Raw genomic sequence first — 23,211 nt, forward strand, 5'->3', positions numbered from 1 at the left:
AATCCTGACGTGCGGAGCAATGATCTCAGCGTTTATGCGGGGTTGTGTTAGCAGCTTGAACCCCCTGGCCAGTCGTTGAATTAACAACCGGCCCCTGCGTTGAAGCCACACCAGGAGTGGCAGCAACCGGTATTTGAGCTGCCACAGTAGGCATGGGGCCAATTGACGGTTTTGGATCTGGCGCAGGCGTCAAATTCACCTGCGCGGTTGGAGTTAGCATTACCTGAGGAGATGGAACAGGCGCTTGCGTAACCACAGGAGTGGGAGCAGCCGCTATCACCGTTAAGTGTACCGTAATCGTCACTGGAGTCCCGCTCGAAGGTGTTACAGTAGTAGAAGCAGTATAAGCCTGAGCAGCTAAACCACTGGCACTCACCTTAAAAACCAATGTCGAAGTAGTGCTGGCATTCGCCAGGCCCGAAGTCGATCCCAGGCTCAACCAGAGCTGATCAGGAACCGACGCAGTCCAATTCAAAGTTCCCCCACCGCTATTGCTAATCGTCACAGACTGGTTAGTTGGATCGCTGCCTGCAGTTGTGCTAAAAAACAGGTCTGCCTTATCGATACTCATCGCTGGCGGCGCAACCACCGTAATCGTAACAAGAATAGTCACCGTTCCAACGTTCCCACCGGTCAGGCTATTGGTAGCATTGATGATTACATTTGGCCAATAAGGGCCTGCAGGAGCATTGGTAGTATCGATCAGCAGAGCAACATTAGTGGAAGCGCCCGCCGCAAGCTGCTTGCCCGCATTGGCCGACAGCGAAAAATACGCAGGCGTACCACTCGGCAAAGAAGCAGTCCAGTCTAAAGGGGCATCCCCGATATTGCTAATAGCAATCAACTGAGATGACTTACCAGCAGAGGAACTCATATTCAAAGAGCCGGGACCAGCGGTCAGCTTAGGAGTTCCACCCAGGCTTAATGACACCGGTATCGACTGTGGGCTTGCTACAATCGCTATTCCATTATCAAGGGCGGCCAGAGCAACAGCGCCAAGGTACTGCTTTCCTGGAGGTAGATTTGCCGTATTCGGTTTCACAGTAAACGTTGCGGTCTCCCCACTATGAAGGGCGACATGCTGAGGTGAAATGACCAACCAGTCCTGTGAATTTGCCGTCACCCCTCCAGCACTAACATTCACAGTGCCACCATCACAGGTACCAACCACGCCGACCTTAAAGGTCTGCGGGCCCGGTACTGCGCTGCCCAGGGCCGAAAAATTTAAACTAGCGGGTGTAGGAGCCAGTAACGTACAGGGAGGCTGCACCGTCAAATAAACATTGATGTGCTGCTTGCTGACGATTTTCTGACTGCGATCGGTCGCAATCAACGTCACCTGACCTGAATAGGGACCAGCATTCAAACCAGCCAGCTTAACGCTGACCTGTGTCTTAGCCAACTTAGTGGGAGCAATAGAACCACTACCGGGGGTAACCTGTAACCATTTCACGCCATCAGTAGTAGATGGACTAGCCTGCCAGTTCAAATTACTCTTACAAGAGCTACTCGCGGTCATACTCACCACATGGACCGAATTGGCGCTACCAGCGCCACTCGTATTCACCTGATTAGCAGAGCCATAGAACGTTAATGGCAGGGTAGAAACCTGCAACGTACAGGCGGCTCCCACAACAAAGTTGACAGGGATAACCTGCGGATTCTGCGACAGTAAATTACCCGCCGCATCGCGAACAAAGATGCGGATGATGCCCGAATAGGTATTGGGAGTCATCGTATCAAGCACAGTAGCTTGCACCTTGATAGACATAGACTGATAAGCATTCAGCTGACCCGAAGTCTGATTCAGGTGCAACCAGTTACCACCCACCAGCGTGGTCGCCGAAGCCGACCACGAAAGAGCAGCCCCGCCACTATTCTTCAAACTGAGTACCTGCGCAGGCGGACTGGTTCCGCTCGCATTAGCTCCAAAAGAGATAGTAGACAGGCCAACGCTTAATGATGGTGCATTTGACCGACTTACAGCTACGCTCACTAATAATACCTGAGTTCCATAACTGGAGGTAAAAGTGATTGAGCCGGTATGATTGCCCGGATCAAGATTTACAGTACTCGCCACAACCGTCGGGGCCGCGGGCGTCACTCCATGCGCCTGATTGATTGACAACCAGGCTGTATTACTTTTCGCACTCCAGGAAACGGAGCCAGCGCAACTCTGGGTTTGATTTAATGTAATCGCCTGCGAGACATGATCAGTTTTTTGATAGATGCTGGTGAGATTTAGCATGCCTGGAGACACCATCAAGCTACAATTTGGCGTAATGGTTACACTCACATAGACGCTCTGAGGACTATGCAACACAGACGTTGTACCTGTACCAGTAAAGGTGACATGGGCACTATATGTACCGGGCAAGAGCGAGCTCGTATTGACCTTAATGGTAGCAGTCGAGCTACCCGAAGGCTCAACTCGCGTACTAGAAGCCGAGACGTTCAGCCAGGGAACATCGGCGGTCGCCTTCCAATCTAATGGCAGAGCACCAGGATTGCTCACCGTAATCACCTGTGGATCTGGATTAGAGCCACCATCAGTTCCAGTAAAGGATAAGAGCGCAGGAGACAACTGCAACACAGGGCCATGTTCCGCCTGCAACGGCAAAACTTTCATCTTAACCGGAAGCTTGCTATCGCCAGCGCTGGAAGAAAAGAGTACCTGGGCAGTATAATCACCAGGCTGTAGATCCGCGCGATTAACGGCCACCATTACATCCGTAGGTGGCATATTGGCGGACAGCGTTCCCCCCTGAGGACTCAACATCAACCAGGGCTGAGTAGTGGTAGCCTGCCATGTAATCTGGCCAGCGCCACTATTGGATAACGACATCTTCTTCAGCGTATTAGTCGCCTGATCTCCGGCCGAAAAATCCAGCTCATTGTCCGACAAACGCAGATGGGCCGGGCGCAACGGACCAATACTGCCAGTAACCTGAATAGGAGTCGAGATATAGCGATGGGTATGGGCATCTTCTAAGATAATAGTATGTGGACCGCCACCCCAATCTGAACCGATGATCACAGTATCATTAATTGTACCAGTGGCATCAGCATAAATTGCAGAAGCGTTATTCGTATCACTAATCGGAATAGCATTATCGCGGAAGAGCCCGATCAGCGCGTGAGGCGATAATCCACTACCAGAGAGAGATAAAATAGCCCCGACATCGGCACTGCTAGGATTAACCTGCAACGCCGGCCCAGAAGACTGACTGGCCGCGGAAGAATTATGCTTGAATGCTTCCACCATACTCAGCGTGCCACCACCAACCAACAATAAGACCAGCACCAGGCAAACCCAAAAGATAGATTTTGGCCCAAATAATACGCGCGGCAGCGCAAACCAGCTATAAGGCAGGTGCCGCAATACTGGTAAGGATTGCAGGGGCAAAGGAGGACGTGGAGGATATACCGCGACAGGACGACTGGGAGTTTCAACAACTTTTTGCCAGGTCAACCGGCGCGTAGGCTCTGTATCAAAACCATCTGTGGAAGGAGCCACCAGAACCTTTGAGCGAGCAGCCTGTGAACGCTTCTTAGTAAGTGCAGCATTGCCAGCAGAGGAACTCACACGCTCAGCAGGAGTTCTCACGTGAGCAGCACGTAACACCGGAGCGGTACTAGGGCGCATAATCACCTCAGTAGACGCATCAGCATCTATTACCGCCGTATGTGATAAAAAAGCTTCACCACAAAGAGCACAATAGGCAGATGTTTTATCCGGTAACGGTGTATCACAATGTGGACAATGAATTCTATTCAAAGATGGCAGCCCCCCTACTTCACGTTAAAAGGCATACACCCCTATACATGAAGTGTACGGAAGAAGATGAATACTGTCAACTCCACTTTAGCATATAAATCCTTGATACATCAGTATAACGATGCATATGTATCAAATTTGCATATCAACTTCTGGTATGGAAAATAAGCTGATCACGCTGGAAGTAATAGCCCTTACGTACTGAATACAATCTGAAAGAACTACAGGATTGATGTATATTCGTTTTAAACTACGATGGGACGATAACTACGTGCACACGTGCCGGAGGGTATAAAATGGAAGGCCACATTGGTCAGCAACTAGGAAATTACAAATTATTGCGCATGGTAGGGCAGGGTGGCTTCGCCAATGTCTACCTGGGCGAACATATTCATCTACGAACACAAGCAGCTATAAAAGTTCTCCAGGTGCGCCTGGGCGAGAATAACAAACACAATTTCCTCAACGAAGCACGCACCATCGCACACCTGGTCCATCCTTACATAGTTCGCGTCCTAGACTTCGGCATTCAAGACAACACCCCATTCCTGGTCATGGATTATGCTCCAAACGGAACGTTCCGCCAGCGCTTCCTGCAGGGTAAACCACTGCCTGCGGCACCGCTGGTGCCATATATAAAACAGACCGCAGCAGCACTGCAATACGGGCACGATAAAAAACTCATCCATCGCGACGTCAAGCCAGAAAATATGCTCCTTAGCCAAAACGATGAGGTATTGTTGAGTGATTTTGGGCTGGCACTGATAGCATACAACTCAAACTCACGCGCACCGACCGAAACAGCTGGCACGGCCGCTTATATGGCGCCCGAACAATTGCAAGGCAAATCTCGACCAGCCAGTGACCAATATGCGCTCGGCATAATTGCTTATGAATGGCTAACCGGCTTATGCCCATTCCAGGGCTCATTTTTTGAAATCGCTAGCCAGCAAGTGTTGACCCCACCACCGCCAATGCGGGATAGAGCGCCCCACACACCAGCTGAGGTCGAGAAAGTCGTTATACGCGCACTCGAAAAGGATCCACAGAAACGCTTTCCCAATGTGCGTGACTTTGCGCTTGCCCTCGAAGAAGCCTGCCTGGCGAGCAAACAATATTCCTTTAAGTGGCAACAACCGCTGGTCAATAATGATGGCGTCCCCATTGCATCCATACATGGAAATGTAACATCACAGACAGTGACCGGGACCAATCATGCGCAACAAAATAAAACTATAAGAAAAGCATGGAATGAACCAGCAGCACACACAGAAAAGCCATTTGTGAGACCGGATCAGAGCACCACATCGACAAATCTCAAGCGTCCAGCGGGTTTAGGGCAGGCGCCAGCAGCGATCTCTCAACCAGAACGTCTGCGACCGGCTATACAACCAACAGCATTCGCCAACACACCCCCTACCACACCTCCTGTTCACAGCAAAGATTTCGGCGGATCATTTTTAAATATGCGGGCACAGCCAACCCCACCAGCTTCACAGCAGAATCTGCCCACATTCCCAACAAAACAACAATCACCGAGCCAACCAGCACAGTATCAGCCGACGCAACAACATCCGTATTTTTCCCCTAACGAACAGGGACCACATCGAATGATGCAGGATCATTCACTCCAGGACAGCCCATCGCTATTCCCAATTGAACTCTCACCGCGTGGTCAGAACACGTATACAGCAAATATTGGACAGGCCTCACCACACACCGGCCAGGAAAGCCATACCTCAAAGACACAGCTAACGCTTCCGGGGCAATCCGCGCCAACCAACGTAACGCCAGCAGCGCTCCCCAAAGCTCCCCTGGGGGCACGTCCAATTGCCCCGGCAAATCCAGCCTTGATGACTGGCTTGCAACAGTCGCTGCCCAGCGGCATACATGCAACCGAAAAGGCAACGGAGGGACCGGATTCGATCCCCGGCGCACATCAAACACAGCTATCCTGGTCATCTAAACTACAGAAACAGTCAGGTATGCCTTTGAATACAAGGGATGCTCTCAAAACAACCAGTTCAAGAGACGAGCAGATAGCGGCAAAATTTGCCTTTAAAATCAATCGTAGTGATGAAGAAACAGCAAGTGGGAAACCGGGTCGGCTACTGGCGGGCAATATATTGCTTGTCGCCGTCGCCATCATCGTCGTCATCGTCGGGAGCATTGGTATTGCGCTAATCTTAAGCAATAACGCGCCACAGCGGCAGACAAATGCCACTGCTACCAACGTCTCAACGCAGTCCACCGTCACAAGCAACAAAGCCGCGGCAGCCTTAAAGGCCACCCAAACCGCCCAGGTAAAAATAGCAAATGCCAATCCCTATGTCACCAACGGCACAGGCTCACTGATATTGGATGATCCCCTCACCAGCAACCGCAACGCCTGGCAAGAGGGAACCGACTCCACCGGCATCACCGCCGGCACATGCTCATTCACGGATCAAGGCTATAAAATAGTGGCACCAGCTCTTGAACCAACCATGTGCTTCCAAAATAAAGAAACGTATAGCAATTTCACCTACCAGGTCGACATGACATTCACCAATATCGGACAAAGTTTCAGCGGAGCAGGAATCGTCTTCCGTGGCAATATCAACACAAAAGAATATTACTTCTTCGAAATCTATGGCAGCGGCAACTACAGCCTGCAAAAATGTACGACAACCGCAGGCTGCACCAATTCAATGGACGGCTACAAGCTGGGGAAGCCTGCTCTGACTACCTTTAAACAAGGGATCAACGTGACAAACACGCTGGCAGTCGTCGCCGACGGAGGCACTTTTACGCTGTTCATCAATAAAGAGAAAATCAGCACCGTCACAGACCAGATCAGCGCACCATACAGTAGCGGAAACATTGGCGTCATGGCCACAGGTGGTAACGATACAGGCGCAGACTCAACCACCAATACTCCCACCGACGTAATTTTCAGCCACGCCAAAGTATGGAAATAAGAGTTGAGCTCAAGCGCCGCCTGCGGCGGCGCTTGAGGGATAAAAAGTGAGATGTACAGGATGGGCCGACGAGGCCCATCCTGTACATCTCACTTTTTATCCGCTTTTTAGATGGTGGCAAGCCAGGAGCGAGCTGCGCGGACATCTTCATGACTGATGCCGTGGCCGCCATTGAGCCAGTGAACGCGAACATTGGCGCCAGCCCGTTTAAGCAACTGGATCAACTGTTCGGTCTGGGCCATAGGCACAATCGGGTCCATACGTCCAGCGCTCACAAAAACAGCGGTGGTTGCCAGGTCGGGCAACTGCTCCGGTATAAAAGGTACCATCGGGCGCAGCAGGATGGCCCCACGTAGCACGCCAGGAGATGCTAGCAACATACTGGCGGCAATATTAGCGCCATTCGAATAGCCTACCGCAATCACATTAGAGGGATCAAAATGGTAAGCTTCAGCAGCGGCGCGCACAAAAGCGGTCAGCTCTTGCGTTCGCTGACGCAGATCTTCCAGATCAAAAACACCTTCAGCCAGGCGGCGGAAAAAACGCGGCATGCCATTCTCCAGCACATTACCACGCGGGCTCAACAGAGCGGCTCCTGGAAACAACATATTTCCCAGGCTCAACAAGTCCTCCTCATTGCCACCTGTACCATGCAGCAATAACAGGGTAGGAACCTGCTGCTGAGCAGTAGCAGGAGCCGAGGCTGGAATAAAACGATGGACAAAGGTCGTCAAAGATTGGGCAGTAATATTTTCATGGGTGGACATAACTATTTACCCTGTTCACTAGTTGGAAGCGTAATAGCTGGCAAGGCGCGCTCCAGTTCAGCCCGCCGCGACTCCAGCCACTCTGGCAATTTCAAATGGGTACCTAATTCAGCCGGAGCCTCATCGACCGGGAAACCAGGCTGATCGGTAGCGATCTCAAACAACACACCACTCGGCTCGCGGAAGTAGATCGAATGGAAGTAATTGCGATCCAAAATCGGCGTTACATTCAATCCTACCTCAGTAATTTTCTGTCGCCAGGCCACCTGATACTCATCGGTCGCCGTGCGCCAGGCCACATGATGTACAGAACCAACGGCCTCCGCACCACGTCGGCTGCCAGGGACCGCCAACACATCCACCAGGGTAGCCATACCCGAGTCACCTACCGCGTAGCGGCGACGATTGCCCAGCTGCGCCACCTCATGGAAGCCCAGAACATCGGTCAACACCTTAAAAGTAGCCTCCGCATAAGCCACAGAGAGGGTCACGCTATGGAAACCACGGGTGGCGGATTCAGCAGGAATAGGCCCCTCAGTCCAGGCCGAGCCCTGATCGGCACCACGATGCGCCACCAGTTCCAGTGGCAACCCATCAGGATCATTGAACAACAACACCTGATCATCAAAACGAGGAATCGGACCATTAACCGTCACCCCATTACGCGATAGGCGATCCTGCCAGTAAGCCAGCGCAGACTCAGGAATAGAAAACGCAATGGCCGATACCTGCCCGGCCCCCTGGCGTCCTTTAGGATAACCAGGCCAGGAAAAGAAAGTCAGAATGGTACCCGGCCGCCCGATATCATCTCCATAATAGAAATGATATGTATCTGGAGCATCAAAATTAACCGTCTTTTTGACGAAGCGCAAGCCGAGAATGCCGGCGTAAAAATCAACATTGCGCTGTGGGTCATCGGTGATAGCCGTCACGTGATGAATACCCAAAACATGATTTTCCATGTAATTTCTCCTATGGAGCCAGGCTCCACATTGGTAAAGGCGAGTTCTATTTTTAACTATCTAAACAATAGTTACTTTTATTTTGTTAGTAATCAATCTAACATACGTTACAAGTTTTGTCAAGTCAGCAACTTTGCAGATCAGGTCTCTCCTTCCCTCTGCCCCACGCGCTGCCTGCGGTGGGGCAGAGGGAAGGAGAGATTAATTGGGGCACAGCCCCAAACCCCAGTCAGGGCTGTGCCTCTGCACCCCGCTTTGCTGCCTGCGGCAGCAGAGGGAGGAAAGGCAAGAGTGATCGGGGCACAGCCCCAAACCCCAGTCAGGGGCTGTGCCCCTGCACCCTGCTCTGGTTTTTGCTCACCAGGGTTGCGAAATGATGGGTATCTTTGTGGTAGAATACGCACAAGATGAACCTATGGATGAACAAAGACGAACACGATCAAACGCTGACAGGCGCAGCGGAAAACGGCTCTACAGCTGCCATACGTGGCACACGCCGGCTTTCCGATCGCGCCATCTTGTCGTTGCTGCGAAACTGGCTACTCGAAGAGTTTGGGGCCGCCTATTGCCGCTCGCTGGGTGCCAGCCGCATTTTCCGACACTGCTACTGGATAGATGCGTTGGGAGGATATACAGCGAAAAGCCTGAGTGCACTGGCAGAGCAGGTCAATCCACCGTCCAGCAACGGGAAAGGGAAAGGCAAACAGAAAAGCGTAGCCATAGCGTTGCCAGCAGCACTACAGCCCGGCGTAACGCTAGCCCAGACGCTGGCCCAGGAAAGTTGTCCCATCGCTCTGCATAGCCTGCTACTCAGCGCTGGCAGCAGCACGCGCCGCTCACGAGATAACAAAAACGTCGACGACGGCAATGTCTTAGTCAGAGAAAGCAGCATACTTACTACCAGCTGGCTGGATATCGCCAGTAATCTGCTCAAAGAAATCGAACAATCGCCCGCCATATTTCTTTTAAATCCCCTGGGACCAACCACGTTCAGTTACGAAGATCTGGCACCTCTGTACAAACGGACCGGACCAACTGAATTATGTTTCTTGCTGGCGCATAAACAGATCGAGCAACATTTACGAGCCGCAGCCACCCATACAGCGCAGGCCAATGCCCTGACCGCACTACTGCGCAGCGACCGCTGGAAAACGCTGCTCTCTACAGAAGAAACGACCATACAGGGCTTTGCACGCCTGTTCATTACATCGATGCGCAGACACTTCCAGTGGTCACCACAGAGCATTGAGCTACCCATCCAAAACGGACCGGCCAGCGTCACATCCCTCCCTTACACACTGATCTACGCAACCAGGCGCTCAGATGGTCTGCTGATTATGAACGACGCACTCTGCCAGTATCGCCGCCGCACCTATCAACAAAGTTACCAGGGTGTCCTCAGCGAAGATTGGTTCGCCCTGCAGCACCAGAAACGTCTGGATGAAGGGCTGCAATGGCTACGCGAACAGATTCAGCAGCAGGGAACTACCCTGCGCATCCGCCGCTGGCCCGATCTACGGCAACAGCTTATCCTCGACAGCTTCGGGCAATTTACCTGCCAGGAATATGATCACTGTATGCAGCAGTTGATAGCACAACAGGAAGTACGCTGTGTATGGAGACAGGCGCCTGCCGAGGGAAGCGAGCGCGTGCCCGGAAGTGAAGATACCCTGATCTGGCGCTAATACAGAGTAATCAAATCCGGCCAGCTATCGCTGACTTTTTATTACTTGTGGCACTTAAAACCCATCAGCAAAGTAGCATAAAAACCTTCCTTCATTCACTCCAGCAGCGATTTTGTGAAAACAATACCGCTTGCTTTTTTCGATCCACTTACCAATGTTCAACCGTTTCTATTGATTAGGACGCTACTTTAATCGACATAAATCAAGTAATATCGAGTAAGGTCAAAGATAATTGACTTTTGTCGAGCTATCGCGTACAACTAATAGAGAAAGAAGAGAGAAGTATGATTTGACATGCAACTTGCTTATCAAAGGAGAGAGAAAGTGCACATAATTCCTGAGCCAACAGAGCCTGAATACTTTCTTACGAGTTTCCCACGTGATGCTTTTCCCACTTACGACTGGACGGAGCGACCCGCCACGTTACCCGACGATGCCTGGACCACGGAGACAACCCATCGCGACGGTCAGCAGGGAGGCCTACCACTATCCACTGAGCAGAGCTTGAAGATTTATGATATCCTCTGCCGCTTCACCGCCGACTCAAGGGCCATCAGACAAGCAGAGTTTTTTGTCTATCGAGCCTCGGATCGGGCTGCGCTGGAGGGTGCGCTGGAGCGCTACCACAGCGGTGCTCCCATTGAGCCAACAACCTGGATACGAGCCACGGCCAAAGATGTCGTGCTCATTCAGAGTCTGGGCATTCGAGAGACAGGGATGTTAGCTTCAGCCTCAGACTACCATACATTTCACAAGTTCAAACCAGGAGGCAGAAACCAGGCTGCGCAAACATACCTGGATGCAGTAAAGATGACGTTAGATGCCGGCATTCGTCCTCGGCTCCATCTAGAAGATGCCACGCGCGCCTCGATGGATTTCTTACGTCCTTTTATCCAGAACGTACAGGAGATCAGCGCGTCCTATGGGCCTGAGCTACGCCCGAAATTTCGCGTCTGCGATACCATGGGGCTCGGCCTGCCATTCGAGGAGGTAGCGCTGCCACGCAGCATACCACGCATCTTTCAGGAGATGCACAAGCTCGGCCTACAATCCAGCGATCTTGAATTTCACCCGCACAACGATACCTGGCTCGTCGTTGCGAATTGTCTGGCAGCAGTGCGCGCTGGTTGTAGTGTTATCAACGGCACATCACTTGGAAAAGGTGAAAGAACCGGCAATGCGCCGCTCGAAGCCGTCTTACTACACCTGATTGGCATGGGATATTATCGCGAGAAGCAGCCGCAATTCCCGGCTCTGAATGAACTTGTACGGCTGTATGATGAAATGAATGAGCCAATCCCCCCTAAATATCCACTCTACGGCCGCGATGCACATCGCACCAGAGCTGGAGTGCACGCCGACGGACTCAACAAATTCTGGTGGATGTACGCTCCCTTCAACGTGCCCGAGCTACTTGATAGGCCGCTGGAGGTCTCACTCACTAAAGAAAGTGGCCTGGCCGGACTGATTTTCCTGGTACGCCAGCATACAGGACGCGAGTTGCCCAAAGACGACACACAGCTGCAAAAAGCTTATGCCTGGCTCTTACAAGAATTTGATGCAGGTCGTCAGACCAGCGTCGAATGGGAAGAGATTGCACCCATAATCGATCTGGCTTAACGTGTCAATGTGAGGGTGAAAGCACAAGAAAAAAGGAGCAGTAATGGCAGGGGAAATTCCATAGTCACGTTCGAGATGTTTAGAAAATGCTTCACCTTGTACGAGAACGCCATCGACATCGAGTAGCAATACTTGAATCATACAAACGAACTCCTGAAACGCACATTAAGAAAACAGCATGCCTCGCTCCACTGCCATGGCAAAAGCTTTTGCCATGGCAGTGGAGCGAGGCATATTGATTAAACGGCTTTAGTTTTTTTGTCAACGTTATTTTCGGCGGGAATACCCTCATCGGGCAGAGGAGTCAAGGCTTCATCCAGGGGATGGGTCAGGCGGCGTTGAATGGCCGCGATCTCATTCGCAAAGATGCGCCGCACAATGGCAACCGTACTGGCATAGGTAGAATCCATACCAAAGTAGGAAAGGCTACCAGCGCCAAGGTTTTTGCCGCGTGTATATGGAGTATCTGAAGCATAGTGTAATATACCCAGATCATATGGCAGACTCAACAAATTGATATTATCGCTGGTGGGGTAGCGGGTCAGATACTGATCCTCATAAATCGCATTCAGATAAGGGCCGCCCTCCATCTCAACAACGGTGTAGTTAGATTGGTAGTAGAAATCCAGGTACTGGCGATTTTGCAGGTAGGTGCCCTTGGCGGAAACAGCCTTTTGATTATCCAGCACAGAGCCATAAATTAAGTAAGGCTGAACCTCGTTAGCGCGGAACATATTATCAAACCAGTAGGTATTCTGGCTATGCTCATCCATAATCACGTTGGAAATCATCACATCACCAATGCTCCCATTGAGGGTAGCAGCCTTACCCAGCACATAGATACCACAGATCTGAGAGAGATTTTCCATAATCTCACGCATCATACGATAAGCCGCCATACCTAGAGGATAATCGATATTCAGAATGACCGCATCACTCTTTTTGAGGATATCCAGGCCAGACATACGACTACGAGGATCAAGCTCGGCAGGGAGCAACTTGGACAACTCGAAGACCTGAGCATCAATCTCCAGGCCATGACGAGCCCCGACATGCCAGATACCACGATCCTGCGCCTCCTGCAGTCGCGTACGGGCAGCATCGCGACCAGCAGAGGTATTAAGCCACTCACGGGTAGCAAAGTAAAGGAAATTCTGCCAGTTACCCGGCACCGTCCCATCCTGGATCTTCAGACATTCCTCGGCCAGATAAGGATCAGCTCCGCTGCGTGCGAACTCAGACAACGCCTTCTCATGGCGCAGCGAAAAACCCGAAAGCAGATTAATCAAGCTATGGGTATTACTAGAAACAAAGTAGACCGGGCGATCGGGCAATCCCAGGGTATCCAGCAGACTCCTGACCGGCGCCCACCACTTGCGCGTAGCCTTCACATATCCAACGTGCGAGCCACCCAGCATCCGCAGATTAAAGCTCTTCTTTTGAGAGCCAATCTCGTGCAGTTTCTCCCACAAATGCTCGCCCCAGATCACCTGCAGGCGCTGCCAATCATCCTCAGCAATATGCAAGCGCTGGCGCAGAACCTTACTGATCTCAGCAAAAACCGGTGACCCTGGATCCACCTGGGTCTCCAAAAGCTGCATAGTAGTGGGGTCTTCCTTCAATAGATAATATATTTTGTTCCACTCAATCTGGAAAGCCACCAGCACGGGAACAATATCATCTGTATCGCTGACACTGGCAACATAGGCGGCCAATGTTTTCTTGCCATTATAGAACCACTTACGGCGTCGCGCAGAAGCCGTCACAGCCTGCCATTTATTTACATGAAAGCCCTGCTGAAGAAAAACCTCTTCAGACTGACCCAATAACACTAGCTCACACTGATTAATCACATCGGGTAAACGCAATACGCTATAGATAAACGCCGACATATCTGGATAAGGCCTACGAGCATCGGGATGGAGGCTTGAATCAATATTATAATGTGCCTGTATCAAGGCCTTTAGATTAATCTCACCAGAGCTCCGCAGCAGCGTATTATAGGTTCGAATGTAAAGCTCAACATCGCGTTTGCCGGCTGCATGATATTTCTCACCATGTTCAAAGCTAGGAGTCAGAGTGGTGGCCTGCCGATTCTGCTCGCTCAGCACCTCATCGTCCATCCGCTGATCGCCAGCTGTTTCATCACGAGGAACGTGCTTCAAAGGATGGATATCATTACTATGTTGATCATCAGGCTTCCGTTTATATGGCATAAATGTGCTCCTCTTCTCTGAGGCAGGAGGTTAACGTACCGTCAATATGTTTCATCTATTATAACGCGTACACCAACACAATGGGGAGAAAAGAGAAAGTTACACGACTAATTGCTTAGGTTTTTGTAACACAACAATATATTGGTGGGCAATATTGGGAATATAAGCGAAAGGATAACCATAGGGACGCAAACGAGTGCCCGCCTGGTACCAGATAATCTCCCCTTTGGGCACAAAACCATGTAGCTTGGCGCGACGCGCTAAATCTACATGTGTAAACATATACTCGCCATGTTGATAGGCGTTACGCACGATAATCACCATATATTTCTGTGGCTTAAGCAAAGTGTAGCAGTGAGAAAACACCTGCTCCATAGCATCCAGATAAGCCTCATAGGTAGTGAGATTCGCCAGATCGGATGGATCGGTCGAGCGCATATCATAATCGGTACGCCGATTAGAATAAGTCGAGGCATAGCGCCCATTCACCATCGTCTGCTCCAGGTGAATATTATAGGGGGGATCGGTCACAATAAAATCAAAGGAGGCAGGCTCAAGCGTAGTTAGTACCTGCAAACAATCGCCACAGATGAGCGTCTGTGGCAAGAGCGCCCCCTGGCTCTCAGCCAGGATAAGCCGATAAATATCGACCCATTTCGGGTTAATTTCGATTCCCAGAGCCTGGCGCGCTTTGCGACAGATGGAGGCGCCGATCAGTGTACCACCAACACCAGCAAAAGGATCAAGCACCTTCCCACCAGGTTTCGTAAAAAACTCAATCAACTGGCACATCAACTGAGGAGGCTTGTTGGCACCATGAGCTTTACGATGCTGATGTCCATATTCGGAAGGGTACGCAGTTGTGATAATACTTTTTGTAAAATAGAGCCACTCAGCTCCAGTCAATTCATTCAAAGTGTTACGCATCGAAATATCATCATTTTCCATGGTACCACTCCCAATAAAAAGCTACTAATGCCAGCAGGCATTGACCCCGGATATACCTACCTATGCATTGATAAACGCAAATCATCGCGCCAAAACGGGCTATTTTAGCGTACACTATTGAGAGGAGGTATTACTAAAATGTTGGGTGTCCCCATGCCTGACATTTCCCCCTAGTAATATCTCCATCTTTTGCTTTTGGCGACTACTGTGGAATAGTAATTATAATGCTTATACGTTGCTCGGCTACAATTAGCGGCATTTTTGTGGAAAGGGATGGTTCCCATAATGATGGGAACCACAGTGCCGTTCTTACGGACGGGCGCATGCGCGCTCGTCCGCGCTCCTCGTGAGATTTCGCGCCTGCGGCCCCTGACGCTACGCGCCTTCGGCGCCCAAAAGGTTTTTTATTCGTTGGATGCAGCATTCGCGCAAGCGCGAATGCTGCATCCAACGAATAAAAAGGGCTTTATTTAGTGTTGCATGAATTGCACTATAGTGCAATTCATGCAACACTAAATAAGAATATGGGGGCGTCAGCGCCTCCACGTTGGAGGGCGAGGCCATGCCGGTGAGAATAATGATCGAATAGAAGAAAGCTTTGAATAGCTTTTTATTTGTTGCTGGTGAGGTTAAGTGTTGCCATGGACTGACCAGAGAGATATGCCTGCATAGCACCTGCTTCACCATGTATGGGCTCAACACTACCATTGTCATTGCTATCGACACCACTCAACGCATGATCAGCCAGGCTCATAATCTCGACCGCTTTGTTGTGATCATTGGGATGCGCAAGCAGGTCCTGAGCATCTTGATGTAAAGTTGAAAACCAGTTTGAGAGGTTTTCACTGGAAAAGATAACTTGCTGCGCGTATTTCCTGATGTTATCTGTAGAATCGGTCTGCGTGGCGGCCAGCGATGCATGAGCGCCCACGGTACTGACATAACCGTTGTTATTTTGTCCCAATAAACCATAATTGATTGAGAGCTGAGGCACATGGGCTGAGGAGCATGTATGAGATTTAACAGTTGGTTTTGCTGGCGACTGACCATCCAGTAAAACGAGCATATTCTGGGCCAGGCATTGGATGGCGGTTTTATCATTGGTTGTACGCAATTGCTGGGACTGATCATAGAGCTGACGAGTCTGGGCCAGCAGGCCGGGCAATAAGGCTATTTTATCAGGCGTCTCAGGATATGAGACCAACAAATGATTGATATGCATCCCGGCCATGGGTGGAAAGTGCGCGCTGAGCAAAACTCGTCCACTTGGGAGCGTGGCCTGCGTTGTCTCTACCGTCACCTGCAGCGTATTACCCAGAGCCAGGATATTGCCATCCGGCTGGCTAAAGTTCACAGCATAGGTATCCCCTGCCTTTGCCAGCGTACCCAGTGGCTGAATATGTAACTCGTGTTCATTGACCAGCCAGGCCTCATAATGGGAGCCGTTTGCCAGCGGTTGCAGGCCATGCACGCTCAGAGACACACTATTAATACCCGACCGGGCATTAGAAGTATCATGAAAAGTGGCTACACCACTGATGCGGGGAAGCGGCATAGAAGTAGCGGTAGTAAAAGGTTGATGGGAAGGGATATGCTTGTTCTGCCAAAGCGCAAAGATACCAGCCGCAATACCAACTCCCAGAATGGCAAGAATGACCGCAATAAAGACGAGATTACGACCAGTAGAGGGCGCCCCCGCCTTTTGAGCGGGACGATGCAGGGATGGTCCTCCCGTAAACGGCAGCGGAGCCGGTGAGGGAGTTGAGCCAGAAACTTTACTGGCTGGCAAAGGCGTCAATGGATACTCAGGAACAACAAAAGATTGGTGCTCCTGTTCCTCAGCAACGCTCGCACCATCATCCGACCACTGCTCCGCTGATTGTGATTGAACAGACTCTTCAACTTCTGATCGGCATAAATGAACAGGAGGTAGCGGCGAACCACAATGTCCACAAAAAACAGCATCCGACTCAATCGGCGCCTGACAACCGGGGCACAACATTAATACTTTTTCCTTTAACCAGACACTACTCTACAACTACAAACCCTACGCGACAGTGTGCCACGCGAGATAGCAACATGTGCTATCAAATAATTACCCTCTATATTAATCAATACAACGTTTTTATTCAGCAATCCTTATTACATGCAGTACGTTTGTCAGCAATTCCATGATACTATGATAGGAAATTATGACCAGAGCAAGGGAAGCCAGCAGAATATGTAGGGTTCGCCATGATTGAATAACGCGTCTAGCACGTTTTTGCCGGAATAGTGAGCGCTCCAGTTTGGCATGCTCCAGCAGAGTAGGCTGGACACGCTGCCAATCTGCTCGCTCATGAGGAGCTAGGTCTGAGTCTGGATAGATCGTGCGTCCCTGGGACTCCAAAGCTTCAGCGCAAGCACGTTTAAACTCATCTGATTTACCGGCACTATAGCGTCCAACCGTATACTTCAATGTGCGCAGATGCTCCTCGATCGAACGCTCGATCCCGATGCCATTAGAACTGGCCTCACGCGCTATCACCCTGGTCTGCCATACATCTAATAAGCGGCCAAAGACACCACTGACAACCAGAAAGATCAAGGCGAAAAGCGCACTGGTCGCCCAGTAAGTTTCCGTCAGACAGCTCAAATTACGGCAATAGTCATGGGTGATACGCACATAATTTTCATGGAGGACCGCAATCAAAATAGTAATCACACCCAGCCAGGTATGCATCCATAACCAGTTTTGTACTTTACCGGGCAAGCCACGCACAAAGCGGCGACGCAACGAATAGCTAGCGGTTCCCAGAACCAGCACATAGGCAATGATCCCAAAGAGGCGCAGTGGATCTGCAAATGGCTCAGGATCATCCTGTGTACGGAGCGCATAATAATACCAAGCGAGAAGGGCAACGTAGAACAATGCACTAATTGCCAACCAGAACCAGCGGGCTCGAGAAGTGGGAGACTTCCATAAACGCCGCAAGCCGCGAGGTTGAGATACCTGTGGTTGTTTTGTAGTCACCGACATACATTTTTCCTTTCCTGGGCTCGCCGCCCCTTGCATCCCACTTTTCCGAAGACGATCCAAAACCTATATCCAGAACCTATAATAGATCAGCGGGCTTTGCGACTCAGGATGTCTTCGGTTGAGCCAAAGAAGGTGACTGGGTTCACTCGAATGGCCGCGCCTGTTGGACATGCCTGTACACAGGCTTGATTGTTGTAGCCTGCACAGAGATCGCATTTGATAGCAATTTTCTTGCGTAGATTCTCAAGGCCATTATTAGCGAAAGGTTGCAATGGGCCGGGCTCAGCAGGAGTCTGGGCCATGGGTAACATTTTGCGACCCCGCTCTTTACCAAAGCCTTTGCTGAAAAAGCGACTGAAACGCTGCCAACTGGGAGGCTGGGCTTCATCCCCATCTTCGGTCAGAGAGACAATTGAAATATTATCGTAAGGACAGCGCTCAGCACAGATACCACACCCAATGCAACTTTCAGTAATATAGACCTCGCCGCTCGGCTTACGCGCAATCCCAGCCCGGCTACAAAGCATACATACGGGGTCCTGACACTGGCGGCAGGCCGTCACAATACTCATATTGCCAACGACCATGCCCTCACGATTCATACGGGACTGGCCATGGCGACGCTCGCAGGCCTCTTCACATTCGTTACAATGAATGCACTTGTCGAGGTCGATTACCAGTACCTCGGTGCCCTCGACAACTCCGTCGCTCACCAGTGCATGCAGGCCTGAGCGAGCTTCAGCATCTGAAGAGGTGTTCACCAATGCCTGCTCTAACTGCATTCGATCAAAAGGCTCGAACACCGCACTATGGGCGGCGGTATTGGCCTCCTGGTACAATCTCACGCGTTCCTGAATACGCTCTTTAAACGCCGGATAGCGCGTCAATAGCGACTTTAATTGCGCACGCGTAATCTCGGCAACGGTCACACGTGTAATCGCCGTCACCGTCACCGCGCGTCGATCGCCCAGCATATCCAGTCCACCAACGAAATAGTCGCCGCGTTGACGATAAGCGATAATACGCTCTGGATGCTGGGGGCGCCCCGTTTTGCGGGCAACCTTCACAAAGCCATCCAACAGTAAATGGAAGGTCTCACGCACAGGCTGCGCTTTCCGCTCTTCACTAAAAAGCTGTTCATCGCGCTCAAAGCGTCGAATGGTCGCCTGCGTAGCCAACGCACGCATATCTTCAGTTGCAATACCCGCAAATAGTTCCAGGTGCGCGAGCATGTTCTCAACCGCCCGTGCGCTACTCAATTGCACAAAGAAATCCTGGACCGCCGGAACAACTTCCATCAGGCGCTGCATAACCTGCTCAGGAACCTTAAGAACAATGGTGCGATCCTGGGCGGCCCGTACCGTCACACTGCGCTGCTGGCCGGTCAGCATCCCCTGTTCACCTATATATTCGCCACGGCGCAAAACCGCCAATGGCAGAGACTTCTGATCGGTTCCCTGGGAAAAGACCTCACATTGACCATCCAGGATAAAGAAAATATCGCGTCCAAAGTCACCCTCGCGCATCAACTCGGTGCCAGCGGACAAGGTTTGCATCTCCGAGGTGGCCACAAAATGGAGCAAATAGTTATCTGGTACCAGTTGCGCATCACGAAATATAGTCTGTTCGCGCAAGCAACGCAATACCAGTGAAACATCCCAACCAGCAGGTAAGTGTCTCATGGCTTTAGATAAATCAACCTGACCATCCCAGGAAATACCCAGGCGCTGCTTGAGTGAGAGCATCAGGAGGTCGCGGTGGTTGTCGACCGGGCAGACGGGGACGCATGAACCACACATGACGCATTCGTCGGTAAAGCGTGCGACTATGGGAGTGATCTCTTCTGAGTTGGTGGCGTGGTTGAGGTCAGCGATGGTGACCTGGCTTGATAGGGGTACTGGACATGCACGCATACAACGATCACACCCAATACACATGTCTATTTCAAAGTTGATTTCTTCTGCGGTCAGCGTGTGCATATCTGTGCGATGGGTCATCCCGACTTTGAAGGGTTTTTGGGTTGTTTGTATTTGCATGTTGTTGTTGTTTCTTTCCTTTTATTCAAAGGGGCGGTATTTGTCTGGTGCTGCCTGCGGCAGCACCAGACAAAAGAAAAGTGACGGGGGCACAGCCCCCGCGCCCCCAGTCAGAGGGCTGCCGCCCTCTGCACTCCCACTTGTGTCCGCCTGCGGCGGCAATTGATAAGGGGAAGCGATGGGGGCACAGCCTCCATGCCCCCAGGCAGAGGGCGGCCGCCCTCTGCACTCCCGCTTGCTGCTACCTGATGATCTTTTACAAATAAAGCTGGTATAAGGCGGGAGGTGCAGGAGGGCCGGCGAGGCCCTCCTGCCGGGGTGCGGGGTGTCCCCGCATCATCTTCTCTCTCCCCTCCCGCCGAAGGCGGGAATGCAAGAGGTATTTTTATACCGTATTAAAAAGTAAAAGATCATGTGGTAGCAATGGGCGGGAGGGAACACTATTTCCTTTCCTCCAGACAGAGGGTTGGCAGTCCTCTGTACTACTCCTTGTCATTCCTGGCCCGGAGGGAACAGTGTTCCCTCCGGGCCTTTTGGTGATCAGGATGCGTGTAGTGCAGAGCTGCAGCCGGCGCAGAAACGGGCAATCGGCATGTTGACGACTCCGCAATTTGGACATATGACAACCGAGAACGGCGGTTTGGTGGCTGGCTTTGAGCGGGCCGTGGCCACGGTTGGTATTTTGACCTGTGTCTGGGCACCCAATGTCGGCTGAATGGCAATAGACGATCCCTTACTGACATTTGGATTTGGGTTCCGTGGCACAGGTGGCTTACTAACAGCCATTGATTGCATTTTGGAGGTCTTTTCCTGTCCAGATTGCAGGTCGATAAAGAATATAATAGTGCTCCCTAAGACGATATGATCACCGTGTGAGAGTCGATATGGTTGATCGATCTGGCTCTGGTTGATAGTGATACCGTTGCTACTACCTATGTCGCGAATATAAAAACCTTCTGTGGTGGAAAAGACTTCAGCATGGTGACGCGAGATCATCATGTCACCGATCTCAAGGTCGTTGCCTGCTTCGCGACCAATGATAATGGATTTTTCTGGCTGCAAGAGATGTACACGTGGCGATTGTTTGCGTCCATTTTTGCCGTTAGCGGGCAGAATGATCAGCGCAGGTGTCATCTTTAAGGCATTCATTATCGCCGGTGGCAAGGGCTGGGCTGCGCCGGCGGGCAATAAATTCTCGTCCAGTTCTTGCTGCTGTGGCCTGGCAGGAGCGGGGGCGCTGGGAAGTTTCTGGCGTGCAGGAGCAAGATTATCAAAATCCAGGGCGCGCAAGAGAAAACAAAATGTTACAATATTGCCCAAACGTAACACATCATTAACCTTCAAGGGATAAGGTCGCTCGGGTTCAAGCCGCTGCTCGTTCAAAAAAGTTCCATTTAGACTTTTCAAATCAATAATTACATAGTGCTCATTCTGAAAACCTATCTGAGCGTGGCGGCGCGAGATCGAACCTTCATTGACGACCAGGTTTACCCCCGGCTGGCGTCCAATCGTCACAGACTTTTCGCGACTCAAAGCAGTTTCGGCAATGTGCAATGGAACATGCGGATCGGCCACGTGCACCAGCAGTGCCTCTGTATGTTGAGACGGTAATAGTTCATGTAACATAGGATCTTCCCCCGCTTGCGGCTCCTGGCTATTGCCAGATATAGCAACCGCTTGTCGCATAACAGTATCACCTGCACGCTGCACCCCCAACTGCAGCGGAGGAACCTTTAAGCGATCCAGGTAGGCCGCCAGATCAAAATCCTCCTTCATCAAAGAGGAGGCGACAGACGCCAGATTGACCTGGTAGTCGATTGCGCGTTTAAAAGCCAGCGTATGCTTGCGATCTCCCAGAGCCAGCATACCGACCGGGACGCCATCGCAAAGCAGAACCTTACGATAGGAACGTGGCTGCGGTTCGGCAACCAGTTCGCGATAACCTTTGTCATTTGTTAAACCAACAGATGCAAAAGGTAGCCCATAAAGGAATGTAGCGTTATAAAAGGTGTCGGCTTGAAATGGCCGGCTCGTATCCAGAATATTGAGCATGCTATAGGCAGCGGCCCGCGCCTGTTGAATAGATGGATACCACTGGCCGATCACGCGGGCTCGCTGCGTGCCTGGAATAATTGTTTCCACCACATCGCCAGCGGCGTATATATCCCTGGCGCTGGTGCGCATCTGCTCATCTACCAGCAATCCACGGCGGCACCGTAATCCACTGGCCTGAGCGTAGTCAATATTCGGCTTAACGCCGATGGCGACCAGCACCAGATCACAGGCAATACGTTCGCCTCTACTGGTCTTAACGGCGGAAACCTGGCCACGCGACCCAATAATCTCAGTAATTTCGGTCTCTAGCTGTACATCCACTCCATCGCGGGACTCCTCCTGTAGAACCAGGTCTGACGCTGTAGCGTCTAAAACCTCGGACCAGAGCAGGCACTTACGAATTAAATGCGAAACCTGATGCTCACAATGGCGCAACGTCTCCACTGTCTCCAGAGCCAGCGTCCCACTGCCACACACCACAACTCTGCGCGCAGAAGGCAAGCGCTCAATTATAGCCTGATAATCCTTTACGCTACGCAGAGTGAATACACCCGCCAGATCAATACCAGGACAGGTGAGATGCGCCGGCCGAGCACCACTGGCCAGCAACAACTTCTCATATTTCACCTGACCGCCACTCTGTAACAAAACCGTATGTTGTTCGGGCTGTATACGTATTACCTTCTCAGCCAGGAAATGAATACGCTGAGACTGATAATAGTTAGTCGGGCGAGCCCATAATTTCTCCTCAACAACACGACCGGCCAGATAATCTTTCAGGGCTGGACGAAAGTAGACAGGATGCGCATCCTCAGAAATCACTCCGATCGTCGCCTGCGGAGCCTCCTGGCGTAACGTTTCAGCCGCGGTAATTCCCGCAATACCATTCCCGATAACTAAAAATGAAATCTGATCAGCCATGCGTATCCTCAACACCCATTAATCCGCTACAACGTGAAAAATCGAGACAGGGCAGACAGAGCACTCCATTAGAAACGTGGAGATAGATAAATCTGTGCAGCCCACACAACCCACATGCCCACATACAACCTCCCAATATACAGGATTGCACACCCTGACATAACTATAGGTACATATCTCGCTATATTTCCTGAAACGCCCTGTACCTATATCACCTTTCATCTTACCAGAGAAAGCTAGAAAT

General features: G+C 51.1%; 13 protein-coding genes. 4 read left to right on the top strand and 9 right to left on the bottom strand.

Annotated features, from left to right (window positions below; genetic code table 11):
* Window positions 1–25 precede the first annotated feature (25 nt).
* A complete protein-coding gene (locus JMI88_RS16825; protein WP_201363093.1) occupies window positions 26–3,646 on the bottom strand; it encodes a BACON domain-containing protein in 3,621 nt (1,206 codons plus the stop codon).
* Window positions 3,647–4,074: 428 nt separating this feature from the next.
* On the opposite strand from JMI88_RS16825, the gene JMI88_RS16830 reads away from it, so the two are divergent.
* Window positions 4,075–6,738, top strand: a complete 2,664-nt coding sequence (locus JMI88_RS16830; protein ID WP_201363094.1) for a serine/threonine-protein kinase — start codon at window positions 4,075–4,077, stop codon at window positions 6,736–6,738.
* Window positions 6,739–6,845: 107 nt separating this feature from the next.
* Here the strand turns inward: JMI88_RS16830 and JMI88_RS16835 are convergent, their stop codons facing one another.
* Both JMI88_RS16835 and JMI88_RS16840 read right to left on the bottom strand, forming a co-directional pair.
* Window positions 6,846–7,505, bottom strand: a complete 660-nt coding sequence (locus JMI88_RS16835; RefSeq protein ID WP_201363095.1) for an alpha/beta hydrolase — start codon at window positions 7,503–7,505, stop codon at window positions 6,846–6,848.
* 2 nt (window positions 7,506–7,507) lie between these two features.
* Window positions 7,508–8,467 (bottom strand): ring-cleaving dioxygenase, encoded by a 960-nt coding sequence (locus JMI88_RS16840; protein ID WP_201363096.1) that lies wholly within the window; start codon window positions 8,465–8,467, stop codon window positions 7,508–7,510.
* A gap of 419 nt (window positions 8,468–8,886) precedes the next feature.
* Here JMI88_RS16840 and JMI88_RS16845 point away from each other — a divergent pair, with 419 nt between their 5' ends.
* Both JMI88_RS16845 and JMI88_RS16850 read left to right on the top strand, forming a co-directional pair.
* On the top strand, window positions 8,887–10,152 hold the full coding sequence (locus tag JMI88_RS16845; protein WP_201363097.1) for a hypothetical protein: 1,266 nt from the start codon (window positions 8,887–8,889) through the stop codon (window positions 10,150–10,152).
* Between the two features lie 324 nt (window positions 10,153–10,476).
* The gene (locus tag JMI88_RS16850; protein ID WP_201363098.1) at window positions 10,477–11,772 is read left to right on the top strand and encodes a hydroxymethylglutaryl-CoA lyase-like TIM-barrel protein; all 1,296 of its coding nucleotides are present in this window, start codon (window positions 10,477–10,479) and stop codon (window positions 11,770–11,772) included.
* Between the two features lie 239 nt (window positions 11,773–12,011).
* Here the strand turns inward: JMI88_RS16850 and JMI88_RS16855 are convergent, their stop codons facing one another.
* Window positions 12,012–13,988, bottom strand: coding sequence for a DUF6909 family protein (locus JMI88_RS16855; protein WP_201363099.1), 1,977 nt, complete (start codon window positions 13,986–13,988; stop codon window positions 12,012–12,014).
* A gap of 99 nt (window positions 13,989–14,087) precedes the next feature.
* The gene (locus JMI88_RS16860; protein WP_201363100.1) at window positions 14,088–14,936 is read right to left on the bottom strand and encodes a TRM11 family SAM-dependent methyltransferase; all 849 of its coding nucleotides are present in this window, start codon (window positions 14,934–14,936) and stop codon (window positions 14,088–14,090) included.
* Window positions 14,937–15,221: 285 nt separating this feature from the next.
* Between JMI88_RS16860 and JMI88_RS16865 the strand changes: the two genes are divergently transcribed.
* The gene (locus JMI88_RS16865; RefSeq protein ID WP_201363101.1) at window positions 15,222–15,410 is read left to right on the top strand and encodes a hypothetical protein; all 189 of its coding nucleotides are present in this window, start codon (window positions 15,222–15,224) and stop codon (window positions 15,408–15,410) included.
* 136 nt (window positions 15,411–15,546) lie between these two features.
* On the opposite strand, the gene JMI88_RS16870 is transcribed toward JMI88_RS16865, so the two are convergent.
* The 4 genes from JMI88_RS16870 to JMI88_RS16885 all read right to left on the bottom strand — a co-directional run bounded on the left by JMI88_RS16870 (window position 15,547) and on the right by JMI88_RS16885 (window position 22,967).
* Window positions 15,547–16,938, bottom strand: a complete 1,392-nt coding sequence (locus JMI88_RS16870) for a zinc ribbon domain-containing protein (protein WP_201363102.1) — start codon at window positions 16,936–16,938, stop codon at window positions 15,547–15,549.
* 123 nt (window positions 16,939–17,061) lie between these two features.
* On the bottom strand, window positions 17,062–17,955 hold the full coding sequence (locus JMI88_RS16875; RefSeq protein ID WP_201363103.1) for a hypothetical protein: 894 nt from the start codon (window positions 17,953–17,955) through the stop codon (window positions 17,062–17,064).
* Window positions 17,956–18,041: 86 nt separating this feature from the next.
* The gene (locus JMI88_RS16880) at window positions 18,042–19,991 is read right to left on the bottom strand and encodes a cyclic nucleotide-binding domain-containing protein (protein WP_201363104.1); all 1,950 of its coding nucleotides are present in this window, start codon (window positions 19,989–19,991) and stop codon (window positions 18,042–18,044) included.
* A gap of 540 nt (window positions 19,992–20,531) precedes the next feature.
* The gene (locus JMI88_RS16885; RefSeq protein WP_201363105.1) at window positions 20,532–22,967 is read right to left on the bottom strand and encodes an FAD-dependent oxidoreductase; all 2,436 of its coding nucleotides are present in this window, start codon (window positions 22,965–22,967) and stop codon (window positions 20,532–20,534) included.
* Window positions 22,968–23,211 lie beyond the last annotated feature (244 nt).

The organism is Dictyobacter formicarum (assembly GCF_016587435.1).